At 65.4% G+C, this 7,295-nt stretch carries 11 protein-coding genes; 4 read left to right on the top strand and 7 right to left on the bottom strand.

Annotated features, from left to right (window positions below):
• Positions 1 to 2 precede the first annotated feature (2 nt).
• From ENZ75_RS14635 to ENZ75_RS14620, 4 genes are read right to left on the bottom strand one after another with little or no spacing between them, the layout of a single operon-like run.
• On the bottom strand, positions 3 to 443 hold the full coding sequence (locus ENZ75_RS14635) for a hypothetical protein (protein ID WP_063169640.1): 441 nt from the start codon (positions 441 to 443) through the stop codon (positions 3 to 5).
• Between the two features lie 22 nt (positions 444 to 465).
• On the bottom strand, positions 466 to 984 hold the full coding sequence (locus ENZ75_RS14630; protein ID WP_063169641.1) for a hypothetical protein: 519 nt from the start codon (positions 982 to 984) through the stop codon (positions 466 to 468).
• Positions 977 to 1,321: a hypothetical protein gene (locus ENZ75_RS14625; RefSeq protein WP_013528664.1), complete on the bottom strand. Its 345-nt coding sequence runs from the start codon at positions 1,319 to 1,321 to the stop codon at positions 977 to 979. Before ENZ75_RS14625 ends, ENZ75_RS14630 begins: the two co-directional genes overlap by 8 nt.
• Positions 1,322 to 1,332: 11 nt before the next feature.
• Positions 1,333 to 1,476 carry a hypothetical protein gene (locus ENZ75_RS14620; protein ID WP_082826609.1) on the bottom strand — a complete coding sequence of 48 codons (144 nt, stop codon included), beginning with the start codon at positions 1,474 to 1,476 and terminating at the stop codon, positions 1,333 to 1,335.
• A gap of 179 nt (positions 1,477 to 1,655) precedes the next feature.
• Between ENZ75_RS14620 and ENZ75_RS14615 the strand changes: the two genes are divergently transcribed.
• Positions 1,656 to 2,627, top strand: coding sequence for an AraC family transcriptional regulator (locus ENZ75_RS14615; RefSeq protein ID WP_013528662.1), 972 nt, complete (start codon positions 1,656 to 1,658; stop codon positions 2,625 to 2,627).
• A 54-nt stretch (positions 2,628 to 2,681) separates the two neighbouring features.
• Here the strand turns inward: ENZ75_RS14615 and ENZ75_RS14610 are convergent, their stop codons facing one another.
• The 3 genes from ENZ75_RS14610 to ENZ75_RS14600 all read right to left on the bottom strand — a co-directional run bounded on the left by ENZ75_RS14610 (position 2,682) and on the right by ENZ75_RS14600 (position 4,982).
• Positions 2,682 to 3,488 (bottom strand): hypothetical protein, encoded by an 807-nt coding sequence (locus tag ENZ75_RS14610; protein ID WP_013528661.1) that lies wholly within the window; start codon positions 3,486 to 3,488, stop codon positions 2,682 to 2,684.
• A 91-nt stretch (positions 3,489 to 3,579) separates the two neighbouring features.
• A complete protein-coding gene (locus ENZ75_RS14605; protein WP_063169643.1) occupies positions 3,580 to 4,512 on the bottom strand; it encodes a CHAD domain-containing protein in 933 nt (310 codons plus the stop codon).
• Positions 4,509 to 4,982: a CYTH domain-containing protein gene (locus tag ENZ75_RS14600; protein WP_013528659.1), complete on the bottom strand. Its 474-nt coding sequence runs from the start codon at positions 4,980 to 4,982 to the stop codon at positions 4,509 to 4,511. The genes ENZ75_RS14605 and ENZ75_RS14600 overlap by 4 nt, the downstream gene beginning before the upstream one ends.
• Positions 4,983 to 5,072: 90 nt before the next feature.
• On the opposite strand from ENZ75_RS14600, the gene ENZ75_RS14595 reads away from it, so the two are divergent.
• The 3 genes from ENZ75_RS14595 to ENZ75_RS14585 form a co-directional block, all read left to right on the top strand.
• Entirely contained in the window at positions 5,073 to 5,771 is a 699-nt protein-coding gene (locus tag ENZ75_RS14595; RefSeq protein WP_063169644.1) for a CerR family C-terminal domain-containing protein, read from the top strand.
• A complete protein-coding gene (locus ENZ75_RS14590) occupies positions 5,768 to 6,721 on the top strand; it encodes an HlyD family efflux transporter periplasmic adaptor subunit (RefSeq protein WP_027161228.1) in 954 nt (317 codons plus the stop codon). Before ENZ75_RS14595 ends, ENZ75_RS14590 begins: the two co-directional genes overlap by 4 nt.
• A partial coding sequence (locus tag ENZ75_RS14585) for an ABC transporter ATP-binding protein (protein ID WP_164887825.1) occupies positions 6,718 to 7,295 on the top strand: 578 nt, incomplete at its 3' end. The genes ENZ75_RS14590 and ENZ75_RS14585, both read left to right, overlap by 4 nt.

Here is a 7,295-nt window from a genome sequence, read left to right as displayed (position 1 = left end):
TCTCAGCACGATTGCATCTGGTGGCTGAGCTTACCGCGCACGACCCTGGCAGTGCCGACCGCCACCATTTTTGCCGCTGTCTTGCCCCCCGGACCCGCCATGCGACCGGCGACGCCGACCGCGCCATTGACGGCGCCCATCGTCTTCATCTGCCCGACCGTCTCGTTCATACGCGCCCGGCAGTCCTGCATTTTCCTGGTCGCCTCGACTGCAGCCAGGGCCTCGCCAAGACCTGCCGGCGAGTCCGGGCCGGCCGCCAACTCCGCCAATTGCGCATGCTGGTCTGGCGTGATCGGCGGGCTGGCGGCCGTCTGGCTGCAGCCGGAGGCCAGCAGGCAGATCAGCATCGCGATCGGGCTGCCTCGCCCGGCACGTGCCGTGGCTGGAAAAATATCGCGATGTTCGGCCTCGAGGCTCCCGCCCGGAGTTGCTTTTCCGGCCACCCGTTTCCTGTTGCCCAACCTCCTATTGCCCCATCGCCGGGCCGAGGATGAGGCTGCGGATTTTTGGCGTCAGCGGCCTGACGACATCGGCGAAGGGGTCACCCTCGGCCCGCAAGGCCATCAAGCCTTCGTCCTCTTCGTCGATCGCGGCGATGGTCTCCGTCTTCTGTGCCTCGGTCAGCTCCCTCATGCCGGATATGGCATTTCTGAGCTTGGCGAAAATGGCATCGAGTTCTGCGACCGGCATCGTCGCCAGGAACCCGCGCATGGTCTCTCCAAGCGCGACCTTCCAGCTGTCGGCGGTGAAACCGGCGCTGCCGATCAAGCCCTTGTCCGCGGCATCGCGCTCGTACCAGTCGGCGGCGATCTCCTCGTCATAGGCGAACTGACCGAATTCGGGCTGCAAGGCCTCGATCAGGCCGACGACCGCCGACGCATCCCGCGCTGTCAGCGCCAAGGCAGGCGGGCTGTCGAAGATCATGCCGGCAAGTGCGAGCGCGCCGGCCAGCCGGCGCATGGCTACGAAACGCCGCTCAGCCATAACAATCCTCCGCAATGCCGGCCCGGGCACTGCTCGTTGCCTGGGACTGCAGAACCGAGCCGCCGATCGAGGCGGCCTGGCCGGCAATGACCCCACCATTGCCAGCCAGACCGCCAAGACCCCCCGCCATCGACAGCACACCGCCGAGCAGAGCCGCATTGGTCTGCGCCTTCGCCGCCTTCTTGGCCGCATCGGCGCATGCCGTTTCCGTCGTCGGTTCGTTCCGGGCCTTCTTGCTGCCGGCCGCGCTCGCGATCGATGCCGGCCTGTCGTCGACCTGGCCCGTTTGGCAGCCCGCAAGGGCAATGGTCAGGGCCAGGAAAATGCTCTTTTTCATGGTGCTGCTCATCATCGGGCAGCGCGCGGCGGCAGCTTGGCCTCGCGATGATCGGTCACTGCGTTGCCCAAGGCGATCGACAGCAGATAGATGCGCGGATTGAACCCTGCCGCAGCCAGTGCCGACAGCGTCTTGAACAGTTGCAAATGAAACATCGTGCCCCCCTTTGGATTGCCGCCAATGCGGTTCCGGTTCCGGAATCGCGCCGCAAACTAGGGGCATAAAAGGGGGGCAGCTTGGACAGAACGGCACTGAAAGCGGCCAAAACGGCCCGGGATTGACGTTTTGCAGGCTCCGGCGCATATGACCGCGCTCTTGGGCATGGGGGGTGTCGATGACTGCGACGATGGGGACGTCAGCCTCATTCAGGCTGGCGACGGAGATGTTTCCGGAGCGGGATCGCGTCGAGATCACGCGTGAGGTTTACGGCCGCACGGTTCTGAGGGTGGACCTCGATCCGCTGGCGCCGGCGCAGATCGACATGCGGGTGCGCGCGTTGCCAGGCCTCGGCATCGCCACCGGCAGCTCATCGGAATTCCGGGTGCATCGTACGTCGTCGCTGATCGACAATGACGACTTCGTTCTTCTGGCGGCCCTCGACGGGGGCAGTGTGATGAAGCATCGCGGCCGCGAGGAGGCGGTCGGCAACGGCCAGGCGCTGATGATGAGCGGTGAAGAGGTTGGCCTCAACCTGATCGGCGCCGGCGGGTTTCGCTTCGTCAATCTGAGTTTTTCGCGCAAGCAGCTTTCGCCTCTGATCGGCGATCCGGCCGCGGTTCTTATGCGGCCCTTGCCGACCCAAAGCGGGGCGATGCGGCTGTTGCTCGACTATATCAGCTCGATCCAGGAGGTCGGAGACGAGTTGACTGCGGAGGCCTGCCACCTTGCGGCGGCACATGTTTTCGACCTTGCCGCACTCGCCATGGGCGCGACCAGGGATGCGGCCCAGATCGCACGCGGCCGCGGCGTCAGCGTTGCCCGCTTGCGCGCCATCAAGGCCGATATCGTCGCGCATGGTGGCCATGTCGACCTGTCGGCGCAAGACGTCGCCGCCCGCCACGGACTGTCGGCCCGCTACGTCCGCAAGCTGTTCGAGAGCGATGGCACATCCTTGATTGATTTCATGATGACCCAACGGCTGGCGCGCGCCCATCGCATGCTCGGCGATCCGCGCCATGCCGGACGCAGCATCACCGCGATCGCCTACGAGGCCGGCTTCAACGACCTTTCCTATTTCAACCGGGCGTTCCGTCGCCGTTATGACGCCACACCCTCGGACGTGCGGGCCGCGGCTTGCAAGCACTGACGCCCGGCTGCCGGCCAGCGGTCCTGTGCAGCGGCTGGACTCATTTGATCGCGTTTATTCGGCGGCCTTGGCCCCGGGATCGGCAAGCTTGTCGTCCCAGGTCACCGCCCGGTAGTCGAAACCATATTCCAGCGTCGGCTTGACGATGCGGAAATAGGGCGACAGGTCGAAATCGCGCGGCGTGTAGAGCGAATGGTGGCGGATGTGCAGGATTTCCTTGCGCGAATAGTTCGACTGCGCCGAGGCGCGGCCGGGCGCACGGGTGATCTCGGGCAGGATCGGATAGCGGATCTGGCCATAGGCCTCGGCAATCAGCGTCGAGCAGATCGCCCGTGTCGGATCGCCGGAACCGAAGGCCAGCATGCGGCGGCGCCAGCGCACCGGCACCGGCGGTGTCGGGAAGAAAAAACGCAGCATGTCGAAAATGTTCTTGAGGTCGTATTTCAGGCCGAGCTTGCCGATCATGAAGGCGACGACCTTGTCGCGATCCTCCGGCGCCAGCCCACTCGCCCGGCAGATACGGGTGTTGTAGGTGCGGTAGCGCGACAATGGAACGGCGACGCAGCCTTCGCCGATCGTGACCTCGATCAGGCGCGGCCGCTCCGAGCCGTCCGCCGGCGCGGGCAAGGCATCGCCGATATAGAAGGCCGCATGCGACCAGGTCGACTGGGTCAGGTACTTGATCGCCGCCGAGATCTTCTGGTTGCCCTCGATCAGCAGGATGTCGCCGGGCTCAAGCGTGCGACGCAGCGTTTCGGCATCGGAGGGGGTGTAGGGCTCGTAGCCGGACGATTCTTCCTGCAGCCGGCCGGCAAGCCAGCGGCCAAGTCGATCCAGAAGCGTGTCGCCGGGCTCGGTCATACTCCATGGCGATTAGCATGGGCGGGTAATGAGGGCTAGCGCACGCCTTTCTTCCCCCCGTCCGGACCGAGAGGAAGAGCGCCAAGTCATCCTACGATGCCGCGGCCTCTTCCGGCGGCGCAGCCAGATCGTCGCGCGCCTTGCGGGCCAGTTTGCGTGTCGAGCGTTTGGGACTGTCGCCGAACAGCTCGGCCGCCTCGGCAAGGCAGCTCTTCTTCAGCTGCTTTTCCGACCGCTTCAAAAGCTTGGCCAGAAGTTTCGTGTCCTCGGGCGGCCCGAGCAGCTGGTCGTCGGCCTCGAGCAGGGCGCGCATCACCAGCACATCGTGCAGGTCGCCCAGCCGCTCGCCCAGTTCGTCGACCGCGTTGCGCCTTGCTTTGATCGGTGTCGGCCACAGCCTGCCGAGCAGCGACAGATGCATGCCGTGGGTCTTGGCCGCCTTGCGCAGATCGTGGAAATCATCGGCCGCTCCCCGCGATCCGGCCTTGTCGAGCGCCTTCCTGGCGCGGCGCAGCGTGACGCGGGCGCCTTCGGCAAGCACGTCGGCCGCCTGTTCCGGCTGGTCGGGCAAGGCCAGCGTGCCGATGCGGTGCAGGCCCTCCTCGCAGGCGGCGGTCGCCGCGCCGATCGCCGCTTCGAGCCCTGTACCTTCGTGCAATTCATGCTGGCGCGCGATCAGCCTGTCGCGAACCGCGCCCAGCCCATCGTCGGCGCCCTCCTTGGGAAAGCTTGCCGCCAGGCGGTCGATGGTTTCGATCAGCGCTGTCGCCTCGCGCGGGCCGGCAAGCAGGGCCGCCACGTTGCGGTAGCACTGGTTTTCTGTCTCACAGAATGTTTCGTCACCGGAACGAACAAGCCGCAGCAAGGCGCGAGCGCTCTTCAGCCGCTTGCGGCATTTGTGCAGCGCCTGTTCCGGCCGGCTCCGTGCGGCGTCAAGATGATGCAGCGCCTTGCCGATCTCCTCGGCAAGGATTCTCCTGACCTCGCCGGTCAGCGGCAGGCGCGGATCGATGCGAAAGCTCATGCGGCGATCTCCGGAATCCCACCAAGGGCGAGCGACGCGTTGTAGAATTTCTGCTCGCCGGTGACTTCACGGCCGAGCCAGTCGGGCAGCATTTCGTCCGGCACGTCCTCCGGCGTCTCAAGTTCGGCGACCACAAGTCCCGCAAGCGGTCCGCCAAAGACATCGACTTCATAGAGATAGCCACGGTGCCTAACATGGTGACGTGTCTTCTCGATGACACGTCCGATGGCGAAGTCCAGCATCTCCACCGCCTCCGACAGCGGGATCGGGTATTCGAATTCGTCGCGCTCGCGCGCTTTGCTGCCGAATTTGAGCGTCAGCTTGGCGGAAGTGCCGTCGCTGATGCGGATGCGCACTGTGCGCCCGGGGCCGGCAGCGAGATAGAACTGGAGAATGCGGATATTGGCCTCGGCCAACTCCCGCCATGCGGTGCTGGTGACCAGGAATTTTCGTTCGACTTCCTTGCCCATGGCCGCGCACTAAAGCGTTTGCCGCCGTCGATGGCAAGACAATGACGAACAGAAGTTGACGTTAATCAATCGATTGATTAAAGTGCACTTATGATCAAACTACCTGAGCCCAAAGTTCTTCGTCGCGAGCCCGCCGAGATGACGCGCGCGGCGCTTGTCCAGGCGGCACTGAAGCTGTTCGGACGGCAGGGCTTCGACGGCACCTCGACGCGCGAGATCGCCGCCGAGGCGCGAGCCAATATCGGCTCGATCGCCTATCATTTCGGCGGCAAGGAGGGTCTTCGCACGGCCGCCGCCGACTTTATCGTCGAGACCATCCAGACGGTCGCCGGCCCGGCGCTCGGCAATGCGCAGGCGCCCGCGCCGGTCGGTCCGGAGGCAGCGCAGGCGCAGCTCTTCGCGGCGCTGGAGCGAATGGTCGGCTTTGTCGTGGCCAGTCCGCAGGCCGGTGAGATCGTGCAGTTCATCCTGCGCGAACTTTCCCATCCAACGGCAGCCCTCGATCGTATCTATGACGGTGTCTTCGAGCCGAGCCATCGCCGGCTGTGCCAGCTGTGGGAACAGGCAACTGGCGAGCCCGCCGAAAGCGAGGCCACAAGGCTCACCGTGTTCACGCTGATCGGCCAGGTCATCTATTTCCGCATCGGCCGTGAGGCGGTGATGCGCCGCATGGGCTGGCCCGATATCGGCGCCGCGGAGGCCGCCAAGGTGGTGGCGGTCACATCGGGCAATCTCAAGGCCATACTGGCCGCCAGAAAAGGGGCAAAGACAAAGGGGCAAAGACCATGAGCTTTCTGTGTTCGCTGCCGCTCGCCGCGCAGCTCTTCTCGGCCTGTGCCCCGGCAGCACCGCTGGCCGTCGGCTATGTCGAAGGCGACTACGTGCTGCTGGCGCCGATCGAGGTGGCGCAGGTAGAGACCGTCACGGTGAAGCGCGGCGACCGTGTGGTGCCTGGCACGACCGTGGTGACGCTGGAAAGTGCCGACGCAAAAATCGCTGTCGCGCAGGCGCAGGCCGGCCTTGCCCAGGCGCAGGCGCAATTGGCCGACCTGCAGATCGGCAAGCGGCCGGAAGAGATCGCCGTGCTGAAGGCCGAGGTCGATATGGCCAGCGCCCAGGCCGCCGACGCCAAGCGCAAATACGACCGCGCCGCCGATCTGTTCAAGCGCGGCGCCGGCACGCAAGCGGATTTCGACACCGCGTCGGCCACGCTCGAAACGGCCAATGCGCAGGTCGGCCAGGCCAAATCCAATCTCGCCGTCGGCGGCCTGCCGGCGCGCCCCGAGACGATCAAGGCCGCCGACAATCAGGTCAAGCAGGCGCAGGCCGCGTTGGAGCAGGCGCAGTGGCGGCTGTCGAAACGGGTGCTGGCCGCCCCTTCGCCCGGCCGCGTCAACGACGTCATCCGCAATCCGGGCGATACATCAGGTCCGACCGCGCCTGTGATTTCGATCCTGCCCGACGGCGCGGTCAAGCTCAGCGTCTATATCCCGGAGAGCGCCTTCTCCTCGGTCAAGGTCGGCACCTTGCTCGGCGTCCATTGCGACGGCTGCGGCCCGGATGTTAAGGCGCGCGTCAGCTACGTCTCGCCGGATCCCGAGTTCACCCCGCCGGTGATCTATTCGCTCGAGAACCGGCAGAAGCTGGTCTACCTCGTCGAGGCGCGGCCGGAGGGCGATGCCGGCCCGCTGCAGCCCGGCCAGATCGTCGATGTCGATCTGGCGGACAGCGCAAGATGAACGCCATCGACGTACACGGCCTGGTCAAGCGCTTTGGCGACAAGACCGTCGTCGACCATGTGACGATGTCGGTTGCCGAGGGCGAGATCGTCGGCTTTCTCGGCCCCAACGGTTCGGGCAAGACGACCACCATCCGCATCATGTGCGGCCTGCTGACGCCGGACGAGGGCGAAGGCACGGTGCTCGGTTTCAACATCCGCACCGACAGCCTGCGCATCAAGCGCGAAGTCGGCTACATGACGCAGAAATTCTCGTTCTACGAGGATCTGACGATCGGCGAGAATCTCGAATTCGTGGCGCGGCTCTACCGGCTGAAGCCGGTCGAGGGGCATGTCGCGAGCACGTTGGAGGACCTCGGCCTGACGTCGCGCCGCAACCAGCTGGCCGGCACCTTGTCGGGCGGCTGGAAGCAGCGGCTGGCGCTGGCCGCCTGCATCATGCACAAGCCGAAATTGCTGCTGCTCGACGAGCCTACGGCCGGTGTCGACCCGAAGGCGAGGCGCGAGTTCTGGGACGAGATCCATCGCCTCGCCAGCGGCGGGCTGACCGTGCTGGTCTCCACCCACTATATGGA

This window comes from Mesorhizobium sp. M7A.F.Ca.CA.002.04.1.1, from assembly GCF_004022805.1.
GTDB classification, from domain to species: domain Bacteria; phylum Pseudomonadota; class Alphaproteobacteria; order Rhizobiales; family Rhizobiaceae; genus Mesorhizobium; species Mesorhizobium ciceri.
This window is presented reverse-complemented; position numbering and strand designations above follow the sequence as displayed.

What these genes read in the sequence shown, in the direction of transcription:
- ENZ75_RS14630 (WP_063169641.1), bottom strand. Translation starts at nt 984, where the DNA reads ATGGCTGAGCGGCGTTTCGTAGCCATGCGCCGGCTGGCCGGCGCGCTC.
- ENZ75_RS14625 (WP_013528664.1), bottom strand. Translation starts at nt 1,321, where the DNA reads ATGAAAAAGAGCATTTTCCTGGCCCTGACCATTGCCCTTGCGGGCTGC.
- ENZ75_RS14620 (WP_082826609.1), bottom strand. Translation starts at nt 1,476, where the DNA reads ATGTTTCATTTGCAACTGTTCAAGACGCTGTCGGCACTGGCTGCGGCA.
- ENZ75_RS14615 (WP_013528662.1), top strand. Translation starts at nt 1,656, where the DNA reads ATGACTGCGACGATGGGGACGTCAGCCTCATTCAGGCTGGCGACGGAG.
- ENZ75_RS14610 (WP_013528661.1), bottom strand. Translation starts at nt 3,488, where the DNA reads ATGACCGAGCCCGGCGACACGCTTCTGGATCGACTTGGCCGCTGGCTT.
- ENZ75_RS14605 (WP_063169643.1), bottom strand. Translation starts at nt 4,512, where the DNA reads ATGAGCTTTCGCATCGATCCGCGCCTGCCGCTGACCGGCGAGGTCAGG.
- ENZ75_RS14600 (WP_013528659.1), bottom strand. Translation starts at nt 4,982, where the DNA reads ATGGGCAAGGAAGTCGAACGAAAATTCCTGGTCACCAGCACCGCATGG.
- ENZ75_RS14595 (WP_063169644.1), top strand. Translation starts at nt 5,073, where the DNA reads ATGATCAAACTACCTGAGCCCAAAGTTCTTCGTCGCGAGCCCGCCGAG.
- ENZ75_RS14590 (WP_027161228.1), top strand. Translation starts at nt 5,768, where the DNA reads ATGAGCTTTCTGTGTTCGCTGCCGCTCGCCGCGCAGCTCTTCTCGGCC.